Genomic DNA, 24,274 nt, shown 5'->3' with positions numbered 1-24,274 from the left:
GACACATGTCGGACGCGCCGACCGCAGCGCAGGTGCGTGATGCGGCAGCCGAGGTGGCCGATCCGGGGCTCGCGCTCGGGCAGGCCGCGTTCTTCCAGGCGCGGCCCGGGGGATACGGAGAGGGCGACGAATTCCTCGGAATCCGTGTCCCCGTGCAACGGAAGCTGGCGAAGGGGTTCCGTGGCATCGGCCCGGACCAGGTCGTCGAACTGCTCGATTCGCCGGTGCACGAGCACCGGCTGATCGCCCTGTTCATCCTCCGCCAGGAGTTCGACACCGAACTGCGCGGCGGTGGCGACGGGCGGGGCTGGGTCGACCTCTATCTCGACGCCGTGCGTCGGGGCCGGGTGAACAATTGGGATCTCGTCGACTCCTCCGCCGATCCGGTGCTCGGCGAATACTGCCGCCGCACCGGCGAACTCGACCTCATCCTGCGACACGCGCGGGATGACGACCTGTGGCGGCGCCGGGTGGGGATCATCGCGACCTTCGCGCCCATCAAGCGCGGTGACGCGACGGCACTGCTGGCGGTGGCGCCGCTTGTCCGCGACGACCGCCGTGATCTGATCCAGAAGGCGTTCGGCTGGATGCTGCGCGAGGTCGGCAAGCGTGTCGACGCGACCGTGCTGCTCGGCTACCTCGACGACAATGCCGCCCGGATGGGCCGTACCGCACTGTCGTATGCGCTCGAGCACCGGACTCCGGACGAACGCGCACACTATCGCGCCCTCCGTTGACTGCTCTGTGCTCTCGAATCCGAAAGGGCCGCAGAGCGTTCTGCTCCCTGATCCGAGAGAAGCGACCCCCCTCTGCTCCCTGAGGTGCGAGGAGCGCAAGCCGCCGGGCCGAGCAAGCGACGAAGGAGCGCGTCGAGGTCGACGAGCCTCGAAGGGTCAGCCCTCGCGCGCGACCTTCGCCGCGGCCCAGATCATCGGGAACTGGAAAGGCAACCGGGCGAGAGCGACGATCTTGTAGGGCAGCGGCTTGTTCCACCAGAGCCGGACCATGTTGATGTTGGCCGGGTACACGGCGAGGAACAACAGGACGGACAGCGCGCCCGCGGCTCGTCGGGTCTTCGGAGCGAGAAACGCTGCGCCCAAGCCGATCTCGGCGACACCGGACGCGTAGGTCAGGGTCCGGGGATCGCCGGGGATCTCTTCGGGGATGATCTCGTCGAACGGTTTCGGCGCCACGAAGTGCAGCACGCCGATGCTGATGAGCATGGCTGCGAGGCCACGTGCGAGCTGGGTGGGATCGAGCCGGGAACCGCGGATGGTGCTCACGTCGTCGTACTCCTTCGGTAGAACTGCGACTGCACGGACTCGACCCACTCTGTCAGAATTCGATCTTCAGGGTGTCCGATGTGGGGTGCGCCTGACAGCCGAGGATGTAGCCGTCCTCGATGTCCTCGGGATCGAGCGCGCCGGCATTGTCCATGTCGACGCTGCCCTCGGTGAGAGTGCATGCACACGAACCGCATTCACCTTCCTGGCAGGAATACGGCGCATCGAGTCCGGCAGCGAGCATGATGTCGACGAGAGTCCGTGAGCGCGGCCAGGTCAGGGTATGGGTCTCACCGTCGAGTTCGACCTCGACGGTGGCCGCGCCGGCCTGTTCCTCCTCACTCACCTCGTCGAGTTCGACGTCGGCGAACGGGTCGCCGGACAGGGAGTTGTAGACCTCGGTGTGGACGTTGTGGTGCGGGAAGTTCGCGTCCGCGAGGCCTTTGTGGACGGCATCCATGAACGGGCCGGGCCCGCACATGTAGGCGACGTGCGACGTCGCGTAGGGCGCGAAGGCCGTTGCCAGAGCGGTCGCACTCGGCAGTCCATGGAGAGACTCGAGCCAATGGACGAGGGTGAGCCGGTCGGGGTGGGCGGCCAACAGGTCGCGGAGCTCGGCGGCGAAGATCACGTCGGCGACATCGCGGTTGGCGTAGAAGAAGACGATCGGTGCGTCGCCCTTCTCGAGGGCCGCCTTGAGGATCGACATCACCGGTGTGACACCGCTGCCCGCCGCGATGAGCAGCAGCGGGATGTCATAGGACTTCGGGGTGAACACGCCCGATGGCGGCAGCACCTCGACCTGGGTGCCGGGAGAGAGGTTGTCGCACACCCAGTTGGATCCGTAGCCGTCGGCGGTGCGTTTCACGGTCACCTTCGGCTGCGGGTCGGTGAACGGCGACGACGCGAGCGAGTAGCAGCGCGCGACCGAGCCGGTCTGCTCGCTCGGAATCCGTAGCGTGAGGAACTGTCCCGGTTTGTAATCGGTGAACGGCTTCGGCGAGGCCTCGGGTACCTCGAAGGCGATGGACTTGGCCTCGGCCGTCTCGTCGATCACCTCGGACACCGTGAGGATCACGCTGCGTGAACCGTGAGGGGTCAGGTCAGACATGTGCGCAGTCTCCGCCGTCGAGGACCGGCAACCGGCCCAAATTAGAACACGTTCTACTTCAGCCTAGCGTAACCACCGGGGTTCCCACGAGGGGCTTCCCGTCGATCCCGCGCAGCCGTTGCCAGCGTAGTCACGCCAGGGCTGCCACACCGTCGGCCACCGTCCGCGCGCCGGACTCGATGAGACCCTCCAGGTCGGCCTCGGGGTCGTCGAGCCATTTCTCGTAGGCCGCGAGCGCGGCGCCGAGGCACAGCCAGCCGATGGTCTGCGGCAGGTGATCGCCGACTCCGACGCCCAGCCGGGCGGCGCAGAACTCGGCGATCACCTGCCGCCAGTCGGCGTAGACGATCATCGAATGTGCCTGCAGTGCAGGTACGCCGAGGAGTAGTGACATGCGCCGCCGGTGATTGTCGAGTTCCTCGGCCGGTACGCGGTTGAACGACACGAGGGCGTCGACGAGGGCTTCGGCCATCGGTGTCTCATCAGGGATGCCGGCCAGTAGTGTCCGCAATTCGTCGAGATGGTCGTCGAACTCGCCCCAGGGGATCTCGTTCTTCGACGAGTAATAGCGGAACAACGTGCGACGGGCGATGCCCGCCGCCTCGGCGATGTCGTCGACGCTGGTGTCCTCGAAGCCCCGGTTGGTGAAGAGGTGGATCGCGAGTGCGCTGATCTGCGCACGTGACGTGATGGGGCGTCGGCCCGGGGGCGTGCGTGCGGGCTGATCGTTGTGCGGCGTCGTCGTCATCTCCGACCTCACCTTATGGGACCCGGGGGATACGGGATCACGGAACCGGTCGACCTGGCCGTTCGGACAGTTGTCGCCTGCCCTCTGGATTTATGCACTCAGTGCCACTATAGTTTGTCGTGATCCGCATCACTACCCGATCAACCAGGAGGTATGGATCATGGCAGATCAGTCCGCTGCAGCAGCTCACAGCACGAACGACACGGAGCTTCTCGCCGAGTCGCTCGTAGAAGAGGTCTCGATCGACGGGATGTGCGGGGTCTACTGATGTCAGCCCCGACATCGAATCCGATCTCCGGCGGCCGTTCCGCGGTCGCCGGGGTCCGGTTCGACTCCCCAGCCGAGGCGCCCGGTTTCGACACCCTCGAGCCGTGGCAGCTCAACCCGAAGGTCGCGTTGCGCCCGGAGCCGTTCGGCGCGCTGTTGTACCACTTCGGTACGCGCAAGCTGTCGTTCCTCAAGAACCTCACCGTTGTCGGCATCGTGAAGTCGTTGGCCGATCACGACTCCGCGGAGGCCGCGCTCCTCGCCGCCGGGGTGACGCCGGCCCAACGTCCCCTGTACCTGCAGGCGCTGACCGCGCTCGCCGACAGCGGCATGATCGTGCCGCGCGCCGCCTGACCCGCCGACCCCGCACGGCGATGCCGGCCGGTACAGCCCCCGGTTCGATCCACATCGTCGCCGTCGTCGCCCGCCTCTGATCGCCCGGGCCCGGCGCCCCAGCCCGAAACTGCCAGCCCCGAATGCAAGGACCTCAACGATGACGACCATCGAGATGCCACCCACCGCAGCCGAACTCACGGATTCCCTCCGTGCGCCGATGCCGCCCGCCGGCGACGTGCCCAAGGTCGGCCGACTCGTCGACCAGTTCGAGAAGGGTCTCGACGCCCCCATCTGTCTGACGTGGGAGCTGACCTACGCGTGCAACCTCGCGTGTGTGCACTGCTTGTCGTCGTCGGGCAAGCGGGATCCCCGCGAGCTGTCCACCGAACAGTGCAAGGCCATCATCGACGAGCTGCAGCGCATGCAGGTCTTCTACGTCAACATCGGTGGTGGCGAGCCGACGGTGCGTCCGGATTTCTGGGAGCTCGTCGACTACGCGACCAGCCACCAGGTGGGGGTCAAGTTCTCCACCAACGGTCTTCGCATCGACAAGAAGGTCGCGGCCCGCCTGGCGGCGTCGGACTATGTCGACGTCCAGATCTCGCTCGACGGTGCGACTGCGGAGGTCAACGACGCGGTCCGCGGTCCCGGCTCCTTCGACATGGCGGTCCGGGCGCTGGAGAACCTGGCCGAGGCGGGTTTCGCCGACGCGAAGATCAGTGTCGTCATGACCCGGCAGAACGTCAGCCAGCTCGATGAGTTCAAGGCGCTCGCCGACCGCTACAACGCCACCCTGCGCATCACACGGCTGCGTCCCTCGGGCCGTGGCGCCGATGTGTGGGACGACCTGCATCCGTTGCCGCAGCAGCAGCGTGAACTCTACGATTGGCTTGTCGCGCACGGTGATCGGGTGCTCACTGGCGATTCGTTCTTCCACCTGTCGGCATTCGGTTCGGATTCCGGTGGCGGCCTGCCCGGTCTCAATCTCTGTGGTGCGGGGCGCGTGGTCTGCCTGATCGACCCCGTCGGCGATGTCTACGCCTGCCCGTTCGCCATCCACGAGAACTTCCTCGCCGGCAACATCCTCTCCGACGGCGGTTTCCAGGAGATCTGGCAGCGGTCGGATCTGTTCACCGAGCTGCGCGAGCCGCAGAACGCGGGAGCGTGCACCAAGTGTGCGCACTTCGATGCGTGCCGCGGCGGCTGCATGGCGGCGAAGTTCTTCACCGGACTGCCGCTGGCCGGACCTGATCCGGAGTGTGTGCAGGGGTACGGCGAAGAACTCCTCGCCGGCGAGCGGATGAAACCGACTGCGAACAAGGATCATTCGCGGGGCACCCCGCTGACCCTGATGACCCGGCGTCCCGACGGCGACCTGACCCCGGTCGCGTCGCGCCCCACCAAATCCTGTGATGAGAACCCGCTCGCCGGGTTCACCCCCGCCGCGCGGTAGATCCACCCGCGGTACGTTCCGGGTGCACCGGGTCCCGGCGGGACCCGGAGCGCCCGGCCTCATGAGTGCCCGGCCGGCGCTCATGGACGATGAATGAGTAGGAAGAACATGGCTGCCAACCCCTGGGCGAGAAACCCCTGGTTCGAGACCGTCACCGAAGCACAGCGCCGGGCCAAGAAACGTCTGCCGAAGTCGGTGTACTCCTCGCTGGTCGCCGGCACCCAGGCCGGTGTGACCGTCGACGACAACGTGCGCGCGTTCTCCGAACTCGGCTGGGCGCCGCATGTCGTCGGTGCACAGTCCGACCGCGAGATGACGACAACGGTGATGGGCCAGGAGATCTCGTTCCCGGTGATGATCTCGCCCACCGGGGTGCAGGCCGTCGACCCCGACGGCGAGGTCGCGGTGGCGCGAGCCGCCGCGGCGCGCGGTACCGCCATGGGCCTGTCGAGCTTCGCCTCGCACGCGGTGGAAGAGGTCACCGAGGTCAACGACAAGGTGTTCTTCCAGATCTATTGGCTCGGCAGCCGGGATGACATCCTGGCCCGCGCGGAGCGCGCGAAGGCGGCCGGCGCCAAGGGCCTGATCGTCACCACCGACTGGGTGTTCAACGTGGGCCGCGACTGGGGCAGCCCCGAGATCCCGGAGAAGGTCAATTTCAAGGCCCTACTCCGTCTGGGGCCGGAGATCGCGGTCAAGCCGCGCTATGCACTCGACTGGGTCAAGGGCGGCAAGATCAACATCCCCGACCTGACCGCGCCCAACCTCACCCCGCAGGGTGTCACCGGTCCCACGTTCTTCGGGGCCTACGGGTCGTGGATGAACACGCCCCCGCCCACATGGGAAGACCTGCAGTGGCTTCGGGAGCAGTGGGGCGGGCCGTTCATGGTCAAGGGCATCACCCGCCTCGACGACGCCAAGCGGGCCGTGGACATCGGCGCAACGGCGCTGTCGGTGTCCAACCACGGCGGCAACAACCTCGACGGCACTCCCGCGACGATCCGTCTCCTCCCGGACATCGCGGCCGCGGTCGGCGACGACATCGAGGTCCTCCTCGACGGCGGTATCCGTCGCGGCAGCGACGTCGCCAAAGCACTCGCGCTCGGTGCCCGCGCGGTCATGATCGGCCGCGCGTACCTCTGGGGTCTGGCCGCCAACGGCCAGGCCGGCGTGGAGAACGTCCTCGACCTCATGCGCATGGGACTCGACGGCGTGCTCATGGGCCTCGGACACAAGAGTGTCCACGAACTCTCGGCCGCCGACCTCGTCATCCCCGACGGCTTCACCCGGTCGTTCGGCGACGCCTGACCAGTCCCCGTGGCGGTGAGAATCTGCCGGTGAGAACCCTGGGGAAGCAGAACTAGAACGTGTTACAGTTCTGCCATGGGACAGTTCGACGGCAAGGTCGTCTACATCACCGGCATCGCCCGTGGTCAAGGTCGCAATCATGCGATCCGGTTCGCCCGCGAGGGGGCCGCGATCGTCGGCCTGGACATCGCGGGACCGATCATCGACCACGCGACCTACCCCGCGGCGACCGCCGACGACCTCGCCGAGACGATCCGTCTCGTCGAGGGCGTCGGCGGGAAGATCCTTGCGCGGCAGGGTGACACGCGTGATCTGGCTCTCCAGCAGCAACTCGTGGCCGACGCCGTCGAGCAGTTCGGCCGGCTCGACCACGTGGTCGCCAATGCCGGCGTGCTGACCTGGGGCAAGGTCTGGGAGCTCAGCGAGGATCAGTTCACCGACGTCATCGACATCAACCTCGTCGGTGCGTGGAAGACGTTGAAGGCCACCATCCCGGCGATGCTCGAGGCGGGCAACGGGGGATCGATCACCGTGATCAGTTCGGTCGCGGGGCTGAAGGCGATGCCGCTGCAGGCGTCGTACTCGGCGTCGAAGTACGGGCTGGTCGGACTGACGCAGACGACCGCCAAGGAGCTCGGGCATCACCGAATCCGGGTGAACAGCGTGCACCCCTACGCGGTCGACACCCCGATGGGCGTGGCCGACACCGAAGCCCACCGGATCTTCGGAATCCCGTGGGTCAATCCACATTTCACGTCGATCCTCGACTACCACCCCGTCGCTGCGCTCGACGAGATCTCCGACGCGGTGCTCTACCTTGCCTCCGACAGCGCCAAGGGCATCACCGCGGCCGAGTTCCAGATCGACATGGGGCATTCGAAGGTCTGAGGCGCGAACGAAGCGAGCCACATTCTGCTCCCTGAGGCGTGAGCGAAGCGAGCCACGAAGGGCGACGTGAGTTGTCGCCCTTCGTGGCTCGTCGCTTTCGCTCCTCGCACCTCGGGGAGCGGGTCGTTCGTCAGTCGGCCCAGAGGGTCGACGGATCGGTTGCCTCGGTGGTCGGGCCGGCCGGGGTCTCCGGCTTGGTGCGGGAGAAGCGCGGAGCGACCTGGGCCTGGGTCACGCCGTCGATGTCGACGAGGTTGGCGCGCGCGGCCATGTGGGCGTCGGCGGGTGCCTCGGCGAAGGTCAGGACCGGCGAGGTGCAGGCGTCGGTGCCCTCGAAGACCGCGGCCCATTCGTCCCGGGTGCGAGTCTTGAAGGTCTCGGTGAAGACCTCTTTCAGGTTGCCCCACTGGGAGATGTCGTTCTGGTCCGGCAGATCGGCATCGGCGAGTTCGAGGCCCTTGAGCAGTTCGGCGTAGAACTGGGGCTCGATCGCGCCGACCGCCATGTACTTGCCGTCGGAGGTCTCGTAGACCTCGTAGTACGGGGCGCCGGTGTCGAGCATGTTGACACCGCGGGTGTCGCTCCACAGGCCGGTGCCGCGGAAGGCCCACATCATCTGTCCGAGAACGGAAGCGCCGTCGACCATGGCGGCATCGACCACCTGTCCCCGCCCGGAGATCCCGCGCTCGAGCAGCGCCGCGAGCACGCCGACGACGAGGAACATCGACCCGCCGCCGAAGTCGCCGGCCAGGTTGAGCGGCGGCACCGGGCGATCATCCTTGCGTCCGATGGCGTGCAGCATGCCGGTGAGCGAGATGTAGTTGATGTCGTGCCCGGCCAGGTTGGCGCGCGGCCCGTCCTGGCCCCAGCCGGTCATGCGTCCGTAGACCAGTCCCGGGTTCACCTTCTCCAGATCATCGGGTCCGAGTCCGAGCCGCTCCATCACGCCGGGGCGGAAACCCTCGAGGATCACGTCGGCCTTGGCGACGAGGCCGAGGATGGTCTCGCGGTCGTTCGCGTCCTTGAGGTTCGCCTCGACGACGCGCCGGCCGCGGAGGAGGGCGTCGGCGTTGCGGCCCGGCGTGGGCAGTGAGCCGGGCCGCTGGACCCGCACGACATCGGCGCCGAGATCGGCCAGGAGCATGGCGGCATGCGGACCGGGTCCGATGCCGGCGAATTCGATGACCCGGATCGAACTCAGTGGGCCGGGCTTGCCGCTGTCGCGTGGTGTGGCACTGCTCATGGGTGTCGTCCTCCCGATCGTTGTACTGCGCACTGTGTCAGGTGTCACTCGGATGCACCAAGCATTCCACAACCGATCGAACGCTCGTCAGGGTGGTCCGCAGCGCGATCTGGGCGCGTTTTTCGCTTCGTTTTTCGGGCGAGACCGACACACTCGCAAGCACCATCGCTAGCATTGGTCGAATGACAGGGCCATCGATGTTGGGGCAGTGCAACTGGCCAGACCTCGACGGGCAGGTGATCACCCTGCTGGTGCCTCTCGGCTCGGTCGAACAACACGGTCCGCACCTCCCGCTCGACACCGATACGCGCATCGCGGCGGCGATCGCCGAGCGCGTGTGCGGACGATCGGAGGCTTCCGGACTCCTGCGGGCCCCGGACCTCAACTACGGCGCCAGTGGTGAACACGAGGGCTTCGCCGGCACCATCTCGATCGGGCACGAGGCGCTGCGCGGCCTGCTCGTCGAATACGGCCGCAGTGCATGCCGGTGGGCGGCACGCGTGGTGTTCGTCAACGGGCACGGCGGAAACACCAGGACGCTGATCGAGGCGGTGACCCGACTGCGCTACGAGGGCCGGGACGTCGCCTGGTTCCCGTGCGCGTTCGACGGGGCCGATGCGCACGCCGGGTTCACCGAAACATCTGTGCTGCTGCATGTTTCGCCGTCGGTCGTCGATCCCTCGCGCGCAGTCGCGGGCAATCGGGAGCCGGTGGGCGCGCTGCTCGGTGCGATGAGATCGGGCGGCGTCGCCGCGGTGAGTCCCAACGGCGTCCTCGGCGATCCGGACGGCGCGAACCCCGACGACGGTGCAGGCATGGTCGGCGACGTCACCGATCGGCTGTGCGCCGCGCTCGACTCGTGGCAGATCGACGATCTGGGGCGTCTGGGATGACCGCCCTCGACGACTCGGCTCCACGTCGCTGTGCCGAGAACCAGGATGGGAGCGCGGAGGGCGCCGCAGCTCGGGGCGACTCCGACTCCGACTCCGCGGATCGTGAGGGCGAGCCGGCGGCGGACGCATCGACGGGAACGCACACCGGTCTGCCGGACGGGTTCCAGGTGCAGATCGACCTGCGATGCGCGAAGGCCGGCGACTTCCGCTACCTCGTCGGCGGATCGCCGACGCGCCTGCTGCGCATGTCCGACACCGCGCTCGGGATGACTTCCGAGGATGGACGAATCGAGGTGTGCGACAACGTGACCCGGCGTCTCGCGCGCGCACTGCTGGACGCGGGGATCGCCAATCCGCGGCCGATGTTCGGCCCGCAACCGGAAGATGTCACGGTGGTCGTCCCGGTGCGCGACAACCAGGACGGTGTCGACCGCCTCCTCGAGGCCCTCGCCGGGTTGGCGGTCATCGTCGTCGACGACGGCTCCGCGACGCCGATCGAGGCGGATCGCCCGACCGCCCGGGTCCTGCGCTTCGACGACAATCGCGGCCCGTCGGCGGCGCGCAACGCGGGAGCGGCGGCGGCGACGACCGATTTCGTCGCCTTCCTCGACTCCGACGTCGTACCCGACCCGGACTGGCTCACGATCTTGCTCACGCACTTCTCCGATCCGACCGTGGGACTCGTCGCGCCGCGGATCGTCGGGCTGCGATCCGACGACGACGCCATGACGACATCGCTGGCCGAGCGCTACGAGAACGGCTGGTCGTCACTGGACATGGGTCCCGAGGAGTCCGCGGTGGCGCCGTCCACCCGGACGCCGTACGTGCCCAGTGCCGCGATGGTCGTGCGGCGCAATGCATTCTGCGGATTCGACGAGTCGCTGCGGGTGGCCGAGGACGTCGACGCATGCTGGCGGATGCACGCGGAGGGATGGCGGATCCGCTACGACCCGGTCGCGCGCGTCGCCCACGAACACCGCACGGATCTGCGGTCGGTGCTCTCGCGACGGTGCTTCTACGGCACCGGCGCGGCGCACCTGGCCTCCCGCCACGGCGACCGTGCGGCACCGATGAAGATGTCGGTGCCGATGGCGGCCGCGGTGGTCGCGCTGCTGTCGCGGACCCGTTTCGGTGCTGCGCTGGCGATGATCATCCTCACCCACCTCGCGGTGCGGATGCGCCGCCGGCTCGGTGACCTGCCCTCGGCGCCCCTGGTGTCCGCGCAGATGACCGGGCGGGCCGCCGGGTTCGGGTTGCTGCAGGCCGCCGATGCGATCTGCCGCCACTATTGGCCGGTGGCGTTGCTGCTCGCGCTGGTGTCGAAGCGGTTCCGCACCCTCGCCGTGCAGGTGGCGATCGTCGAGGGGGTGGTGTCCTGGGTTCGGGACCTGCTCGCCGATCCGACCAGCCCACCCACGCTCGGGCCGTTGCGCTACATCCTCATGCACCGCCTCGACGATCTGGCCTACGGTGCCGGGCTGTGGCAGGGAGTCATCGCCCATCGAGACCCGGAAGCATTGCGCCCGGTCATCTCTCGATGACGGCGGCCGATCGGTCGCTCACCGCAGACGTTGTCATCGTCGGTGCCGGCAGTGCCGGGTGTGTGCTCGCGGAGAGGCTCTCGCGGGAGCCGGAGCGCACGGTCGTACTGCTCGAGCGGGGGCCCGCGGGGTTGCCCACGCCGGCCGACCTGGACCTTCGGCGACTGCCGATCGACGACGCTGCGCCGCACGCCGTCCGGCACGCCACCGATCTGGGGGTGTACGCGGCCCGCGGTTCGGCACTCGGCGGCTCGTCGGCGGTGAACGGCGGGTACTTCCTGAGGTGGCATCGAGACGACTTCGGGTCGTGGCCTGCCGGGTGGGAGCCCGACGCCATCGCCGACGCCTATGACGAACTGGACGCGCCCGCGGGCACCATGGGTGTCGAACCCGTGGCCGACGACGAACTCGGCGACGCCGGACGCGCTTTCGAACGCTACTGGTCGGAACGTGCGCCGGTGCGCCCGATCGCGCAGCGGTGGCCGGTGGTCGGGCTCAACCGGGTGTTGACCAACCGGAGCGGAGTAGCGCGCCGATCCGCAGCCGACGCCTACCTCGTCCCCGCGCTCTCGCGTCCCAACCTCAGGGTGCTGACCGGGCGGGTGGTCGACCGCCTCGACACGGTTCGGGGTCCGACGGTCACGGGCGTGCGTGCGGGGTCGCTGAGCGTGAGGGCGGGGGAGGTGATCCTCGCCGCGGGCACGCTCGGGACCGCGGGAATCCTGCTCCGGTCGGAAGTACCGGGCCTGCCGGGATCGGGCGCACGGGGTCGCTCGGATGTGAGGTCGTTGACGGCCGGGGAACACCGGGGCCTCGCGGTGTCGTACTCGAGGCGGTCACCGGCCGACGCCGGCATGGTGCTGCCGACTGTGCTGCACACCGAGAACGGACTCGAGATTCGTTGTTACCGAGACGATTTCGCTTCCTATATTCACGGTCTGCCCGTCAGCGGGCCGATTGTCGAGGTGACCGCGATGCGGCACTCGCCGGTGCGAATCGTCGCGGATCACTCGCGTGTACGGATGGAGTTCGTCGAGCCCGACCCGGACACCGCGGCCTCGCTGAGGACGGCCGCCGCGGGTGTCGTGGAGATGCTGCGGTCGCCGGAGTTCACCGACGTCGTCGTACCGGGTAGCGTCCGGATCGCCGATCGGGCCGGGTTCTCCCAGCATGCGTGGGGGACCGTGCCGATGGGAATCCGGACCGATTGGCTCGGCGGCGTATCCGGGACCCGCGGCCTGCGAATCGTCGACGGGTCCATTCTGCCCGGTAGCGGCCGCAGCGGTCCGCACGCGACCATCATGATGATGGCGAGCCGCATCGGCACGGTACTCGCACAACGGTGAGTCGGACTACCCCCCGGAACGCTCGCGGTCCGGGCCGGGTCTCTCTAGTCTGTGAGCATGCCTGCGTCCTCGCTGTCCGATCCGGCCGTCCGCGATTTCCTCACCGGCGGCACGAAAACCGGTCATCTCGGATATCTCGCCGCCGACGGACGACCCCTCGTCGTTCCGGTGTGGTTCGTGCTCGACGGTGATCGGATTGCCTTCAACACCGGCGCCACCACCGCCAAAGGTCGTGCGCTGCTTCGCGATTCACGGGTCGTGATGTCGGTTGACCTGCCCGAACCGCCCTTCGGGTTCGTGCAGGTGCAGGGCAGCGCCCGCATCACCGAGGACCTCGACGAGGTACGTCGCATCGCCTCGCTGTGCGGGGCCCGGTACATGGGCGCCGACCGCGCCGAGGAATTCGGGGCCCGCAACGGGGTGCCCGGCGAGCTGGCGATCTGGATCGACCCGATCAAGGTCATCGCGAGCCTCGATGTCACCGCATGAGCGGCGGAATGCGCTCCTGACGCCGACGCTGCGCAAGCAGTGCTGGGGGTTCATGATCGGCTCGGCGCTGTTCGCGCTGGGTTCGGCCCCCGGGCTGGCGCATCTGGTGGGTGCCGGGTTCGCCAACGGCTGCTATTTCGTCGGCGCATGGTTCTTCACCGGTGCCGGTGTCATCCAGCTGGTTCGCAGCGGAACCGTGACCGAGCTGCGGTCCTCGGCGCCCGGTTCGGTGATCCGAGCCGAATGGTTGAGCGCCGCAACGCAATCGGTGGGTACGATCCTCTTCAACGTGTCGACCACGGGGGCGCTTGTGGCACACACGATCTGGGGCGACCGTCACCTCGTCTGGACCCCTGACGCCGGCGGTTCGATCGCCTTCCTGATCAGCGGTGCGGTTGCCTTCGCCGGGTACGCCCGCGCCACCGGCCGTCGGTGGGACCTCCGTGATCGTGACTGGTGGTCGGTGCTGGTCAACTGGATCGGATGTGTCGCATTCGGGGTGTCCGCGGTCGGGGCGTTCGTGACCAAGGGTGGCGTCACCGCCGACGCCGTAGCTGCCACGTCCGGCACCTTCGTCGGTGCAATCTGCTTCTTCCTCGCGTCCCTCGTCGTGCTTCCGGGGCGGCACACCGTGTCGCGCTGAGGTGCGGGGCCGGAACTCAGTCCGGCTGCGGTGCGTCGGCGTCCGTGCGTTCGTCGACGGCGCTCTGGTGGGCCGAGAGTTCCCGGTCCAGCGCCGTGTCGAGGGCGCGGTCGAGTGCGGCGTGCGCGTTCTCGGTCCCGACCCGGCGCATCATCCCCAACAGGTTCACCGCCCAGGCGACGTCGTCGTCGTTCTCCGGCAGCCAGCCCGGGCCCTTGCGCCGGTCCACCTCGTCGTGCGCGGCAGCGAGCAGGATCTCGGCGGCTTCGTTGATCTTCGCGGTGAACCGCTCGTGGACGTCGGCCAGCGCGGAGATCTGCACGCCCCGTCGTACGAGCTTGGCCAGGTTCCCGATGATGCGCTGATCGACGGCCTCGTACACCCCGTCGCGCCCGGTCTCGGCGATCACCCCGGCCTGCACGAGTGCCGCTACCTGGGGCTCGTCCAGCAGACCGAACCGGTCGTCGAGTTCGGAGCGAGTGATCTCCGGACGCGATGTACTCGACCAGTGCTCGTCGAGGATTTCGTTGAGCTCCAACGCATCCCCGATCCGAGCGCCCGGATTCGTCATGAACGTGGCGATGTGCTTGAGCGTGAAGCCGCTGCCGAGCAGTTTGTTGATCGCCCGGAGATTGCGGAGGTGCTTCTCGGTGTAGATCGCGACGCGCCCACGGCGGAGCGGCTGGGGGAGCAGCCCCCGTTCCTGGTAGCCGCGGATGTTCCGGGTCGTCGTTCCGGACACGCGCGCCAGGTCGTCGATCCGGTACTCGGTCATCCCCTCACTGTAACGCTGCGGCGGACGGAGTCCGAGTCCGCTGGTGGACGAGAATCCGGTAATCACGCAGCTCGACGCGGCGGAGCTGGCCGACGTACTGGGTCGCGAATCCGGGGTACATCGTCGCGTTGAACCCGTCCTCGGTCAGGTACCAGCTCTGACAGCCCGAGTTCCACGTGGTCGAGGTCAGCCGGCGCTGGATGTCCCGGTTGTACCGCTCCTGCGCCTCGGCGCGTACGTCGAGCGCCTTCCACCCGTTGTCCAGAAGCCGGCCGATGGCGTCGGTGATGTAGTCGATCTGTGCCTCCATGTAGACCAGGGCGGAGCTGTGGCCGGGACCGGAGTTGGGTCCGAAGGTGAAGAACAGGTTGGGATAGCCGGACACCGCGACGCTGCGGTAGGCGAACGCGCCCCGCCCCCACTCCGACGCCAGGTCCCGACCGTCTAGGCCGGTGATCGGGATCGGCGTCCCGTTCTTGGACACGTCGAATCCGGTCGCGAAGACGATGCAATCGAACTGGTGCTCAACACCTTCGACGGTGCGGATGCCGCGTTCGGCGATACGGGCGATCGGCCAGGTGACCAGTGTGCAGTTCGGTCGTTGCAGGGCGGGGTAGTAGTCGCTGGTCATGAGCAGGCGCTTGCAGCCCGCGGCGAAGTCGGGGGTGAGTTGCCTGCGAAGCCACGGGTCGTCGACTTGAGACCGCAGGTGCAACTTGCTCACCGCCTCGACGACGCGGGTCAGGGGAGTGTTCCAGACGACGCCCAGAGCCACCGTCTCGTGACCCCAGAACCAGAGCGATCGTGCGAGGCGCTGCGCTCCCGGCACCGATCGATACAGCCGTTTGGTGGCCTCTCGGGTCCGGACGTCGGCGCGGGGCAGCACCCAGCCGGGAGTGCGCTGGAAGACCTTCACCGACGCGGCCTGCTCCACCAGTTCCGGCACGATCTGCACCGCGCTGGCCCCGGTGCCCACGACAGCGACCTTCTTACCCACGAAATCATAGTCGTGATCCCAACGCGCGCTGTGGATCTTGTGTCCCGCATAGTCCTCGATACCGGGGATGTCGGGGAACGAGGCGTTCGCGAGCGGTCCGGAGGCGAGGACGACGGCGCGCGCCCGCACCGGTTCGTACCCCTCACCGAAGGTGAGGGTCCACAGTCCCTCGTCGGCGCTGTACTCCAGGCCCGACACCGTGTGGCCGAACCGGATGTGTGGGCCGATCCCGGAGTCGTCGACCATCGAGCGGATGTAGTCGAGGATCTCGGCACTCCGCGAGTAGGTGTGTGACCACTCCGGATTGGGTGCGAAGCTGTAGGAGTACAGACGCGACGGGATGTCGCATGCGGCCCCCGGGTAGGTGTTGTCGCGCCAGGTACCGCCGGCCCGGTCGTCGCGTTCGAAGATCACGAAGTCGTCGATGCCGCGATCGCGGAGACGGATCGCCGCCCCGATGCCCGCGAAGCCGGCACCGATGATCGCCACCGAGGTGTGCACGGCCACCCCCTCAGGCCGTCGGCTCATAGGTGAGTTCCTGAGACCACGTGGGCGTTCGGTGGACGAGACCGAACGGGATGCGATCGGTGAGCTTCACCATCGAGTCGGCGAACAGGTGGTAGGGCACATTGCCTCGATTGATCACCGCCGCACCGTGGTACGCGACCACCTGGAACATCGGGAGGCGCCGTACGTACTCACTACGTTCGCCCACCGCCCGGTAACGCTTCATCGCGCTGTACAGCCGTTCCTCGTCGACGCCCATCGCGACGATGTTGTCGCGCATCTTGTTCAGGAGCGGAACGTAACTGAGCGCGCCGATCAGGAAGGTCGGCTTGACCCATCCGCCGACGAAGTCGATCGTCCGCTTGCGTATCCCCGCATGTCCGAGGATCTCCATCACCTCGAAGTCGACCGCGAGGTGTCGCGACTCGTCGGAGTTGATCCGCTTGAACACCTCCTGGGCCACCGGGTCCTTCACCTCGTCGGTGATGAACTTGATCAGCGCACCGTCGAGCGCGACCTCGAGCATCGGGATCACGGTCCCCAGGAAGGACAGGGACATGTCGTCGGAGTGCCGGTCGAGCCAGTTGATGACAAGCTGCACATTCACATTCGGTGACGGGATCTCATCACCGTCCAACATCCCCCACCGGCGCATCAGCGCCAGTTCGGCATTGGCATGCTTCTGTTCCTCGGCGTGGAAGTGCTCGTAGATGCTCTTGAGAGTCGGCGTCGGCGCCTTCTTCGCCATGGCAGCGAAGCCCCGCGCGCCGACGTTCTCGATCCACATGAGGTCACTCATGAACGGTTTGAGCTTGGCGTGCAGGTCCGGCTCGATGAGTTCGGCACCCGGTGCATCCCAGTCGATGTCGGCCAGTGCCCACTGGCGGTCCTTGATCTTCTGGAGCATGTTGTCGAGGTCGATGGCCATGACGGTCCTTTCGGGTCAGGTCGGGTGGATGGCGCCGGGGTCAGGACGATGGGAGGAGCCGGTTGAGCAGTCCCAGGCCCCGGACGTAGGAGGCCGGGAAGTGTCGCTTGAGGTGCCAGATCACCCGGGCGTCGACCTGGGGCACGACGTAGAGGCGACCGAGATCGTGCGCGTCGAGCGTCGCCGAGGCGACGCCGTCTGGTGAGATACCCGTCCAGCGCATCAGGTTCGCGGCGAGAGTGCGTGCCTCGGAGGTGATCCGACCGTCCTGGGCGACGTTGGTCTTCACGAACGTCGGGCACAGGACCGTCACGCCGACCCCCGAGTGCGCCATTTCGGCTGCGAGTGTCTCGCTCAGCGAGACGACGGCCGCCTTCGACACGTTGTACGGCGCCATGACCGGGGCCGCGGCGAATCCGGCCGCCGAGGCGACGTTGATGATGCCTCCCCGGCCGGCTTCCCGGAGCATCGGCGCGAAGAGTTCGCAACCGTGGACGACGCCCCAGAGGTTGATCCCCAGGGCCCACGACCAGTCGTCGAACCCGATGTCGCCGACCGGGCGGCCGCCGATCCCGACCCCGGCGTTGTTGATGACGAGATCGGGAGGACCATCGAAGGTCTCGACGGCGAACGCGGCGAGGGACTCGACTGCCGTTCGGTCGGCCACGTCGCAGGTGAAGGGATGTGCGGGGCGGCCGGTCCGGCCTTCGATCAGTGACACGGTCGCCACGGCTCGCTCGGGATCGATGTCGGCGCAGATCACCTCGCCGCCGCGTCGTGCGAGTTCCAGGGCGAAGGCCCGACCGATTCCGCTGCCCGCGCCGGTGACGATCGCGCGTGAGCCGATCGACACGGGGTCACGCAGGAGTCGCCGTCGGAGGCTGTCCACGACCGGGATCATGACACCTCCGACACGGTGTGCAGTCGGTCGACATCGGCGAGGAAGTCGGCGACCCGGTGGAGCGCGGCGTCGGCTTCGGGGCCCAATCGGGGAAGGGCCTGGAAGACGTGCATCATGCCCGGCCACACCTCCAGCCGGCTGTCGCCGCCGTGCGTCCGGAGTCGCTCGTGGAGGTGACGGGCGTCCGCGCTGAGCATCTCCGCCCCGCCGGTCTGGATGAGGAACGGTGGCAACTGCCCGGCGGGAGTGAACTCGAGCTCGAGGCGGGGATGGTCCGCCGGGACGTCACGCGTGTAGAGGGCGACGAGTCGCGCCGCCGCGGCGGCGGTGATCGCCGGGTCGCGCCGGATGCGTTCCTGCTGACGGGCCAGCCCGAAGGTGAGGTCGATCAGCGGTGAGAACAGGACGATCGACGAGGGCTGGGCGCTGCCGGCCCGCGCCCGTTGCAGGACGAGGTCACAGGCGAGGTGTCCGCCGGCCGAATCCCCGCCCAGCACGATGTGCGATGCCGGATAGCCCTGACGCACAAGCCACTCGAACCCGGCGGCGACGTCGTCGGCCGCGCATGGGAAGCGGTTCTCGGGGGCCAGCCGGTAGTCCACGACGAAGACGGGCAGGCCACTCGCCGCGGACAACCGCGCTGCCAGCCCGCGGTGGGTGCGCGCCGAACAGATCGCGTACGCGCTGCCGTGGATGTAGTAGATCGCCGCGTCGGAGGGTTCGACCCCGGGTCCGAGCACCCATTCGCCGCGCACGTCGTCCTCCTGCACGGCCCGCACCGTGGTGCCGGCGGGTGCGGGACCGAGCAGTCGCATCACCGTGGCGATGAGGCCGCGTGAGAGCCGGATTCCGGTGGGATTCAGCGGGATCAGTCCCGTGAAGGCACCGAAACCCCAGCGGGTGAGGTGGGCGGTGACCGTCGAACGGGCGGTCGCGCGGGTCGGCAGCGGTGTCGGCGACCGGAGTGGGTCTGTGTGCATCACCTCACACCATCAGCAACTGTGCCATTTGTCAATGGCATGGTTTGCGGGGAGTGGCGGAACAGCGACAGGGCCGCGCGATCCGTCGCGCGGCCCTGTCGATGGTCATGTCGCCGCTAGGGAGCGGGCAGTGGTGCCTCGGAATTCGCGGTGATCTCGATGTCCCCGGTCGTCCGCGCGCCGGTCGAGGTCCCGTAGATGAGGTGGGCCGGCACGAAGCGCATGCCGAGCCAGTACAGGATCATTCCGGCTCCGGCCCCCATGAACCAGGTGAAGCTCGCCTGATAGACGGTGCCGAAGATGACGACGCAGATCGGCAGGGTCGATGCGATGACGGTGGCGCCCACGGCAATCGGGTTCCACCCGTTGCGGTACCAGTAGGTGCCCGCCGGCTTCATCGTGAACAGGTCGTCGACGACGATCTTCTGCTTCTTGACGAGGTAGAAGTCGGCGATCAGGATGCCGAACAGCGGACCGATCACCGCACCGAGGGTGTCCATCGTGTAGTGGATCGCCGTCGGGTTGTTGAAGAGATTCCACGGCGTGATGAGCACCGAGCCCACCGCTGCGATCATGCCCCCGGTGCGCCAACTGATCTTGGTGGGCGCCACATTCGAGAAGTCGAAGGCGGGCGAGACGAAGTTCGCGACGATGTTGATGCCGATCGTGGCGATCGCGAACGTCAACACGCCCAACACGGCCGCGGTGGTGTTGTCGATGCGGTCGACGATGTGCACCGGATCGGTGATGATGTTGCCGTCCTCGTCGGTGCCGATGACCGTGACCGCCGCGGAGACCGTGCACACCACCAGAAGCGAGAAGAAGAGGAAGTTGACCGGGAGTCCCCAGAAATTGCCCTTCTTGACCTCACCGAAAGAGCGGCCGTAGCGCGAGAAGTCGCCGAAATTGAGCATCGGCCCGGAAAAGTAGGAGACCACGAGCGCGAATGCGCTGATCATCATCGTGATCGACGACCATCCGGAGAGCCCGTCGCCGACCGACAGGTCGAGGCTCACGTTGTCCCACCCGGCCTCGACGACAAGGTAGGCCGCCAGCGCGATCATCACGACATACACTGCGGGACCGCAGAAGTCGATGAACTTCCGAATCGTCTCCATCCCGTTCCAGAACACGAGCGCCTGTAGCACCCACATGAGGATGAAGCCCGCCCAGCCGAGTGCGGACAACCCGAGGAAACCGTGTTGCTCGACGTCACCCCACGGTTCCAGTCCGGGCCAGAACTTCAGCGCGAGAAGGCCGAAGGCGACCGACGCCAGGTAGGTCTGGATTCCGTACCAGACCACCGCGATGACACCGCGGATGATCGCCGGGATGTTGGCGCCCTTGACGCCGAACGAGACTCGAGTTGTGACCGGATAGGGGACGCCCGCGAGCTGGGATGGTTTGGCCACGAGGTTGCACAGGATGTTGACCGCGACGATGCCCACCACGAGCGCGACGAGCACCTGCCAGGCCGCGATCCCGAGCGCGAACAGGCTGCCCGCGAACACGTACCCGCCGACGCTGTGCACATCGGACATCCAGAAGGCGAAGATGTTGTACCACGTCCACTTCTGTTCCTTCAGCGGCGCGAGGTCGGTATTCGTGAGTCGGTCGTCGTAGGTCGCCTTGATGACGCTCTCGCCCGCCGCCCCGGAATGCGACTGTGCCGCAGGACCCGTCGGGTCGGGGTGGGGGTTCCCGGATGTTGGTGTGGACATTGTGCTCCCGTTGTCGGTCTCGGCGACAGCGCTCGTCTGTCGGCGAACGGCGTTGATGGGAGAAATGTAAGAACGGTTTGTTACCCCACGATGAACGCGCGGAAATATCCCTGCCTCAGGGCCGCACGTTCCGGGACGGGAAACGCGCGAGCCAGTCGGCGACGGCCCCGGTGAGCCGATGCTGGTTGGCGCGCTTGACGATCTCGTGTCCCTCGTCGTCGAACATCAACATCTCGGCGACCGCCCCCCGGGCCTGTAGTTCGGCGACCATCTGCTGGGATTCGCTCACCGGCACATTGGTGTCGTGCGCCCCGTGGACGACGAGCAACGGTGCCCGGACGTCGTCGATGCGGTGGATGGGGGAGAGGTCGGCGAGCAGCTCTCGGTCGGACTCCGGGTGGCCGTACTTCGTGTAGGCGGCCACCGCGATCCACGGTTCGGTGTTGCGGAAGAACGACTCGAGATCACTCATGCCGCAGATCGCGATGCCCGCCGCGAACACCTCGGGATGAAAGGTCAGGCAGGCCAATGTGAGATAGCCACCGTAGGAACGTCCCGAGCAGTACACCGCGTCGGGGTCGGCGATGCCCTGTCGGCAGAGGAACTCGGCGCAGTCGGCGGCGTCGTCGATGCCGGCATACCGCCCGTACCGATCGTCGGCGTGGGCGAACAGGCGTCCATAGCCCGAGGATCCGCGCACGTTGGGAGCGAACACCGTGATCCCGGCGTCGACGAGCGGGCCGAACAGGAACTGGTAGTCCGGTCGCGTCTGCCCCTCCGGGCCGCCGTGGAAGTACAGCAGTGTGGGTCCGGGCTTCTTCGAGGCGCGGAACAGGAAGCCCGACAGGGGCATTCCGTCGCGTGCCGAGAACTCCAGCAGCTCCGGACGCAGCTGATCCGACGGCCCCTCGCCGGTCACCACGTCGTCACGCACCGGGTACACCGCGCGGTTCGCGACGTCGACGAGATGCACGAGGGGGGAGTGCTGCGGACTCGAGACCGTGACCGCGACCACCGAACCCGCGGCACTGATCGACAGGTCGGAGGCGACCTCACCCGGGAGTTCGATCGGTGGGTGCAGCGTCTGGTCGGGCAGTGTCATGATCTGCAATTCGCTGCGGCCCTTGACGTTCCACAGCAGAGCGACGGTCGACTGATCATGGCTGACGGCGAACTCGTCGAGTCCGATGTCGACCCGCTGGGCCATCACCCGGAACCGGACGCCGAACCTGCTCACCTCGACACCGAGGAGACGCGGGAATTTGGCGTCGAAGTCACTGCGTACCAGCGCCTGGACGCTGTCGAGATCCCGGACGGGTTCGTGCGGGGCGGGCACGAACACCGTCGAGGAGTGATCGAATCCCTGGTCGAGCACGTACCCCTGATCGGTGACCGCACCGGGGTCCTGCGGCAGGAGCGGAGTCATCGTGATGTCGTCGTCGGCCGCTTCGGGATGGCGTCGGAGAAGGAGCATGTCGTGGTAACCGCGAGGTCCGACGCGGACGAGCGTCGCGCCCTTCCAGGAATCGATCAGGACACCGCCGACACGCTGGTCGAGCGTCTGGGTCGTCCCCGTGCCGGGGTGGACCCGCAGGGCGTATGAGGTGCCGTCGTGGTCGATGGCCGTGATCAGGACCCAGTCGGTGTCCCAGCCGACGAGTCCGACGGTGCCGAACGAACGGCCGTCCGGGCGGGTGGCCGCGATCCGGTGGGCGGTGTCGTCGTCGGGTTCGGTGGTCACCACCCAGACCTGGTGGTGTTCACCGCCGCTCGGCGCGATCTCCACGGCCAACCACCGGCCGTCGGAGGAATGGACCACTTTGCGCACCGGACCGGTGGACAGCAACTCGACCCACCTCAGCTCGCCGACGCCGTCGCGCGACAGCGAACGCTGGGCGGCCCGCGGGTACCCGGTGCCGTCGTCGACGATGTAGGCGAACGCGCTCCCGTCCGGGGAGAGGGAGGCGCCGTAGGTCTTCCAGCCGCGATCGTCGAAGCGCAGAGCGGTCACCGTCGTGCGTTCGCTTCCATGGTCTGCAGCCACATCTCGAGGAGCGCGACCTGCCACAGCTCGTTGCCGTCGAGCCTGGTGCGGATTCCGTTGGGATCGGCGAAGAGCCGATCGAGGGCCTCGGGTCGGTACAGCCCGCGGTCGCGGGCGGCCTTGGACCGCAACGTGTCCGAGACGAGGTCGAGCACGCCGCCGGTGAGGTGGCGGATGCCGGGGACCGGGAAGTAGCCCTTCGTGCGGTCGATGACGGCCGAGGGCAGAAGCGCCCGGCTCGCCTCCTTGAGCACACCCTTGCCGCCGTGGGCGAGCTTGAGATCGGGGGGACACGTGGCGGCCAGTTCGACGAACTCGTGGTCGAGGAACGGGACCCGGGCCTCCAGACCCCAGGCCATCGTCATCGTGTCGACGCGCTTGACCGGGTCGTCGACGAGCATGACCGTGGTGTCGAGGCGCAACGCGGCGTCGACGGAGGTGTGGGCGCCGGGCGCGGAGTGGTGGGCCGAGACGAACTCGAAGCTGGGGTCGTATCCCGCCTCGGTGAGGTAGTCGTCGGCGAGGATGCCGCGGATGTCGACGTCGTCGCGGTCGAAGAACACGTCGGCATAGGCCCGCGTCGTCTTGTCGCGGGTCACGTCGAGCAGCGGGGGATACCAGCTGTATCCACCGAGGATCTCGTCGGCTCCCTGGCCGGACTGGACCACCTTGATGGACTTGCTCACCTCCTGCGACAGGAGGTAGAAGGCGACGCAGTCGTGGCTGACCATGGGTTCGCCCATCGCCGCGACGGTGTCGGGGATGGCGGGCAGCAGGCGGTCGGTGCCGATGTGGATCTTGTGGTGATCGGTGCCGAAGGTGTCTGCGATCAGATCGGAGTAGGCGTATTCGTCACCGGATTCTCCTGCCGCGGAATCGAATCCGATGCTGAAGGTCGCGAGGTCGGTCTGGCCCTGCTCGGCGAGCAGCGCGACGACCAGGGAGGAGTCGACGCCGCCGGACAGCAACACGCCGACAGGGACGTCGGCGACCATGCGCCGGCGCACCGACGTCCGTAGCGAATCGAGTAGTTCGTGCTGCCAGCGCTTCTCGTCCCAGTCCCGGCGGTCGGGGTGTGGCTCGAAGGCCGGCTCCCAATACCTGCGTTCGGTGCGACGGCCGTCGGGCTGGATCGTGATGACGGTGGCCGGCGGGACCTTGCGGATGCCGTTGTAGATCGTGTGCGGCGCCGGGACGACGGCATGGAAGCTGAAGTAGTGGTGCAGCGCCACCCGGTCGATCGAGGTGTCGACCTCGCCGGCGCGGAGCAGTGCCTGCACCGACGAGGCGAACCGGAGCCGGCCGGGGGTGTCGGCGAGATAGAGCGGCTTGATGCCCAGCCGGTCGCGGCCCAGGGTGACCACGCCGGTGTCGGTGTCGACGACCGCGAACGCGAACATGCCCATGAAGTGGTCGACGCAGTCGGGACCCCAGGCGTGGAACGCCTTGAGGATGACCTCGCTGTCGGCGTGGGAGAAGAAGGTGTATCCCTTGCCCTCCAGCTCGGCGCGCAGCTCGTGGTGGTTGTAGATGCACCCGTTGAACACCAGCGCGAGACCCAGCGCCGGGTCGACCATCGGCTGGCTCCCGCGCTCGGACAGGTCGATGATCTTCAGGCGGCGGTGGCCCAGTGCGACAGAACCTTTCGCGAAGACGCCGGAACCGTCGGGACCGCGGCGGGTCATCTCGCAGGTCATGGCGTCGACGGCCGAGACATCCGGCGCCGTGCCGTCGAACCGGATCTCGCCGCAGATTCCACACATGGGTCGCTGGTCCTCCTCGTCGCTGCCGCACTCCGGTGCCGCCGGTGCGCTGGCGCACCGGGCGGAGGCATCCTCCCACCCTAGGAGCAGCCGGTCGGGCCGGCACCCC

23 protein-coding genes are annotated in these 24,274 nt (G+C 67.7%); 11 read left to right on the top strand and 12 right to left on the bottom strand.

Annotated features, from left to right (window positions below):
* The first annotated feature begins 5 nt into the window (after positions 1-5).
* Positions 6-737, top strand: coding sequence for a DNA alkylation repair protein (locus BCM27_RS19600; RefSeq protein ID WP_004020578.1), 732 nt, complete (start codon positions 6-8; stop codon positions 735-737).
* A gap of 156 nt (positions 738-893) precedes the next feature.
* Here the strand turns inward: BCM27_RS19600 and BCM27_RS19595 are convergent, their stop codons facing one another.
* From BCM27_RS19595 to mftR, 3 genes are all read right to left on the bottom strand, one after another.
* A complete protein-coding gene (locus tag BCM27_RS19595) occupies positions 894-1,283 on the bottom strand; it encodes a DoxX family protein (protein ID WP_004020577.1) in 390 nt (129 codons plus the stop codon).
* A gap of 52 nt (positions 1,284-1,335) precedes the next feature.
* Positions 1,336-2,394 (bottom strand): ferredoxin--NADP reductase, encoded by a 1,059-nt coding sequence (locus BCM27_RS19590; RefSeq protein WP_004020576.1) that lies wholly within the window; start codon positions 2,392-2,394, stop codon positions 1,336-1,338.
* Between the two features lie 130 nt (positions 2,395-2,524).
* Entirely contained in the window at positions 2,525-3,142 is a 618-nt protein-coding gene (mftR, locus tag BCM27_RS19585) for a mycofactocin system transcriptional regulator (protein ID WP_004020575.1), read from the bottom strand.
* A gap of 160 nt (positions 3,143-3,302) precedes the next feature.
* On the opposite strand from mftR, the gene mftA reads away from it, so the two are divergent.
* From mftA to BCM27_RS19560, 5 genes are all read left to right on the top strand, one after another.
* Positions 3,303-3,410: a mycofactocin precursor MftA gene (gene mftA / locus BCM27_RS19580; protein WP_033204074.1), complete on the top strand. Its 108-nt coding sequence runs from the start codon at positions 3,303-3,305 to the stop codon at positions 3,408-3,410.
* On the top strand, positions 3,410-3,763 hold the full coding sequence (gene mftB / locus BCM27_RS19575; RefSeq protein ID WP_004020574.1) for a mycofactocin biosynthesis chaperone MftB: 354 nt from the start codon (positions 3,410-3,412) through the stop codon (positions 3,761-3,763). Before mftA ends, mftB begins: the two co-directional genes overlap by 1 nt.
* Positions 3,764-3,902: 139 nt before the next feature.
* Entirely contained in the window at positions 3,903-5,198 is a 1,296-nt protein-coding gene (gene mftC / locus BCM27_RS19570; protein WP_004020573.1) for a mycofactocin radical SAM maturase, read from the top strand.
* A gap of 108 nt (positions 5,199-5,306) precedes the next feature.
* Positions 5,307-6,506: a pre-mycofactocin synthase MftD gene (gene mftD / locus BCM27_RS19565; RefSeq protein ID WP_004020572.1), complete on the top strand. Its 1,200-nt coding sequence runs from the start codon at positions 5,307-5,309 to the stop codon at positions 6,504-6,506.
* 75 nt (positions 6,507-6,581) lie between these two features.
* Entirely contained in the window at positions 6,582-7,394 is an 813-nt protein-coding gene (locus BCM27_RS19560) for a mycofactocin-coupled SDR family oxidoreductase (RefSeq protein WP_004020571.1), read from the top strand.
* 130 nt (positions 7,395-7,524) lie between these two features.
* On the opposite strand, the gene BCM27_RS19555 is transcribed toward BCM27_RS19560, so the two are convergent.
* Complete coding sequence (locus BCM27_RS19555; protein ID WP_004020570.1) at positions 7,525-8,637, bottom strand: CaiB/BaiF CoA transferase family protein; 1,113 nt, start codon at positions 8,635-8,637, stop codon at positions 7,525-7,527.
* A 197-nt stretch (positions 8,638-8,834) separates the two neighbouring features.
* Here BCM27_RS19555 and mftE point away from each other — a divergent pair, with 197 nt between their 5' ends.
* From mftE to BCM27_RS19530, 5 genes are read left to right on the top strand one after another with little or no spacing between them, the layout of a single operon-like run.
* Positions 8,835-9,530: a mycofactocin biosynthesis peptidyl-dipeptidase MftE gene (mftE, locus tag BCM27_RS19550; RefSeq protein ID WP_004020569.1), complete on the top strand. Its 696-nt coding sequence runs from the start codon at positions 8,835-8,837 to the stop codon at positions 9,528-9,530.
* Entirely contained in the window at positions 9,527-11,071 is a 1,545-nt protein-coding gene (gene mftF, locus BCM27_RS19545) for a mycofactocin biosynthesis glycosyltransferase MftF (RefSeq protein WP_004020568.1), read from the top strand. Before mftE ends, mftF begins: the two co-directional genes overlap by 4 nt.
* Positions 11,068-12,417 carry a mycofactocin system GMC family oxidoreductase MftG gene (gene mftG / locus BCM27_RS19540; protein WP_004020567.1) on the top strand — a complete coding sequence of 450 codons (1,350 nt, stop codon included), beginning with the start codon at positions 11,068-11,070 and terminating at the stop codon, positions 12,415-12,417. The genes mftF and mftG overlap by 4 nt, the downstream gene beginning before the upstream one ends.
* 57 nt (positions 12,418-12,474) lie before the next feature.
* Positions 12,475-12,906, top strand: a complete 432-nt coding sequence (locus BCM27_RS19535) for a PPOX class F420-dependent oxidoreductase (RefSeq protein WP_004020566.1) — start codon at positions 12,475-12,477, stop codon at positions 12,904-12,906.
* Complete coding sequence (locus tag BCM27_RS19530; RefSeq protein ID WP_004020565.1) at positions 12,893-13,549, top strand: hypothetical protein; 657 nt, start codon at positions 12,893-12,895, stop codon at positions 13,547-13,549. The genes BCM27_RS19535 and BCM27_RS19530 overlap by 14 nt, the downstream gene beginning before the upstream one ends.
* A 16-nt stretch (positions 13,550-13,565) precedes the next feature.
* Here BCM27_RS19530 and BCM27_RS19525 read toward each other — a convergent pair whose 3' ends face one another.
* The 8 genes from BCM27_RS19525 to BCM27_RS19490 form a co-directional block, all read right to left on the bottom strand.
* Positions 13,566-14,324 (bottom strand): MerR family transcriptional regulator, encoded by a 759-nt coding sequence (locus tag BCM27_RS19525; RefSeq protein WP_004020564.1) that lies wholly within the window; start codon positions 14,322-14,324, stop codon positions 13,566-13,568.
* A gap of 4 nt (positions 14,325-14,328) precedes the next feature.
* Positions 14,329-15,849, bottom strand: a complete 1,521-nt coding sequence (locus BCM27_RS19520; RefSeq protein ID WP_004020563.1) for a flavin-containing monooxygenase — start codon at positions 15,847-15,849, stop codon at positions 14,329-14,331.
* Positions 15,833-16,756 (bottom strand): hypothetical protein, encoded by a 924-nt coding sequence (locus BCM27_RS19515; RefSeq protein WP_004020562.1) that lies wholly within the window; start codon positions 16,754-16,756, stop codon positions 15,833-15,835. Before BCM27_RS19515 ends, BCM27_RS19520 begins: the two co-directional genes overlap by 17 nt.
* Positions 16,757-16,796: 40 nt before the next feature.
* Positions 16,797-17,657: an SDR family NAD(P)-dependent oxidoreductase gene (locus BCM27_RS19510; protein WP_004020561.1), complete on the bottom strand. Its 861-nt coding sequence runs from the start codon at positions 17,655-17,657 to the stop codon at positions 16,797-16,799.
* Positions 17,654-18,637 (bottom strand): alpha/beta hydrolase, encoded by a 984-nt coding sequence (locus tag BCM27_RS19505; protein WP_004020560.1) that lies wholly within the window; start codon positions 18,635-18,637, stop codon positions 17,654-17,656. The genes BCM27_RS19510 and BCM27_RS19505 overlap by 4 nt, the downstream gene beginning before the upstream one ends.
* Before the next feature lie 116 nt (positions 18,638-18,753).
* A complete protein-coding gene (locus BCM27_RS19500; protein ID WP_004020559.1) occupies positions 18,754-20,358 on the bottom strand; it encodes an NCS1 family nucleobase:cation symporter-1 in 1,605 nt (534 codons plus the stop codon).
* Between the two features lie 115 nt (positions 20,359-20,473).
* Positions 20,474-22,369, bottom strand: a complete 1,896-nt coding sequence (locus tag BCM27_RS19495) for a S9 family peptidase (protein WP_004020558.1) — start codon at positions 22,367-22,369, stop codon at positions 20,474-20,476.
* Complete coding sequence (locus BCM27_RS19490; protein ID WP_004020557.1) at positions 22,366-24,165, bottom strand: N-acetylglutaminylglutamine amidotransferase; 1,800 nt, start codon at positions 24,163-24,165, stop codon at positions 22,366-22,368. Before BCM27_RS19490 ends, BCM27_RS19495 begins: the two co-directional genes overlap by 4 nt.
* Positions 24,166-24,274: the final 109 nt, after the last annotated feature.

This window comes from Gordonia terrae (genome assembly GCF_001698225.1).
GTDB classification, from domain to species: domain Bacteria; phylum Actinomycetota; class Actinomycetes; order Mycobacteriales; family Mycobacteriaceae; genus Gordonia; species Gordonia terrae.
This window is presented reverse-complemented; position numbering and strand designations above follow the sequence as displayed.

What these genes read in the sequence shown, in the direction of transcription:
- BCM27_RS19600 (WP_004020578.1), top strand. Translation starts at nt 6, where the DNA reads ATGTCGGACGCGCCGACCGCAGCGCAGGTGCGTGATGCGGCAGCCGAG.
- BCM27_RS19590 (WP_004020576.1), bottom strand. Translation starts at nt 2,394, where the DNA reads ATGTCTGACCTGACCCCTCACGGTTCACGCAGCGTGATCCTCACGGTG.
- mftR (WP_004020575.1), bottom strand. Translation starts at nt 3,142, where the DNA reads ATGACGACGACGCCGCACAACGATCAGCCCGCACGCACGCCCCCGGGC.
- mftA (WP_033204074.1), top strand. Translation starts at nt 3,303, where the DNA reads ATGGCAGATCAGTCCGCTGCAGCAGCTCACAGCACGAACGACACGGAG.
- mftB (WP_004020574.1), top strand. Translation starts at nt 3,410, where the DNA reads ATGTCAGCCCCGACATCGAATCCGATCTCCGGCGGCCGTTCCGCGGTC.
- mftC (WP_004020573.1), top strand. Translation starts at nt 3,903, where the DNA reads ATGACGACCATCGAGATGCCACCCACCGCAGCCGAACTCACGGATTCC.
- mftD (WP_004020572.1), top strand. Translation starts at nt 5,307, where the DNA reads ATGGCTGCCAACCCCTGGGCGAGAAACCCCTGGTTCGAGACCGTCACC.
- BCM27_RS19560 (WP_004020571.1), top strand. Translation starts at nt 6,582, where the DNA reads ATGGGACAGTTCGACGGCAAGGTCGTCTACATCACCGGCATCGCCCGT.
- BCM27_RS19555 (WP_004020570.1), bottom strand. Translation starts at nt 8,637, where the DNA reads ATGAGCAGTGCCACACCACGCGACAGCGGCAAGCCCGGCCCACTGAGT.
- mftE (WP_004020569.1), top strand. Translation starts at nt 8,835, where the DNA reads ATGTTGGGGCAGTGCAACTGGCCAGACCTCGACGGGCAGGTGATCACC.
- mftF (WP_004020568.1), top strand. Translation starts at nt 9,527, where the DNA reads ATGACCGCCCTCGACGACTCGGCTCCACGTCGCTGTGCCGAGAACCAG.
- mftG (WP_004020567.1), top strand. Translation starts at nt 11,068, where the DNA reads ATGACGGCGGCCGATCGGTCGCTCACCGCAGACGTTGTCATCGTCGGT.
- BCM27_RS19535 (WP_004020566.1), top strand. Translation starts at nt 12,475, where the DNA reads ATGCCTGCGTCCTCGCTGTCCGATCCGGCCGTCCGCGATTTCCTCACC.
- BCM27_RS19530 (WP_004020565.1), top strand. Translation starts at nt 12,893, where the DNA reads ATGTCACCGCATGAGCGGCGGAATGCGCTCCTGACGCCGACGCTGCGC.
- BCM27_RS19525 (WP_004020564.1), bottom strand. Translation starts at nt 14,324, where the DNA reads ATGACCGAGTACCGGATCGACGACCTGGCGCGCGTGTCCGGAACGACG.
- BCM27_RS19520 (WP_004020563.1), bottom strand. Translation starts at nt 15,849, where the DNA reads ATGAGCCGACGGCCTGAGGGGGTGGCCGTGCACACCTCGGTGGCGATC.
- BCM27_RS19515 (WP_004020562.1), bottom strand. Translation starts at nt 16,756, where the DNA reads ATGGCCATCGACCTCGACAACATGCTCCAGAAGATCAAGGACCGCCAG.
- BCM27_RS19510 (WP_004020561.1), bottom strand. Translation starts at nt 17,657, where the DNA reads ATGATCCCGGTCGTGGACAGCCTCCGACGGCGACTCCTGCGTGACCCC.
- BCM27_RS19505 (WP_004020560.1), bottom strand. Translation starts at nt 18,637, where the DNA reads ATGCACACAGACCCACTCCGGTCGCCGACACCGCTGCCGACCCGCGCG.
- BCM27_RS19500 (WP_004020559.1), bottom strand. Translation starts at nt 20,358, where the DNA reads ATGTCCACACCAACATCCGGGAACCCCCACCCCGACCCGACGGGTCCT.
- BCM27_RS19490 (WP_004020557.1), bottom strand. Translation starts at nt 24,165, where the DNA reads ATGTGTGGAATCTGCGGCGAGATCCGGTTCGACGGCACGGCGCCGGAT.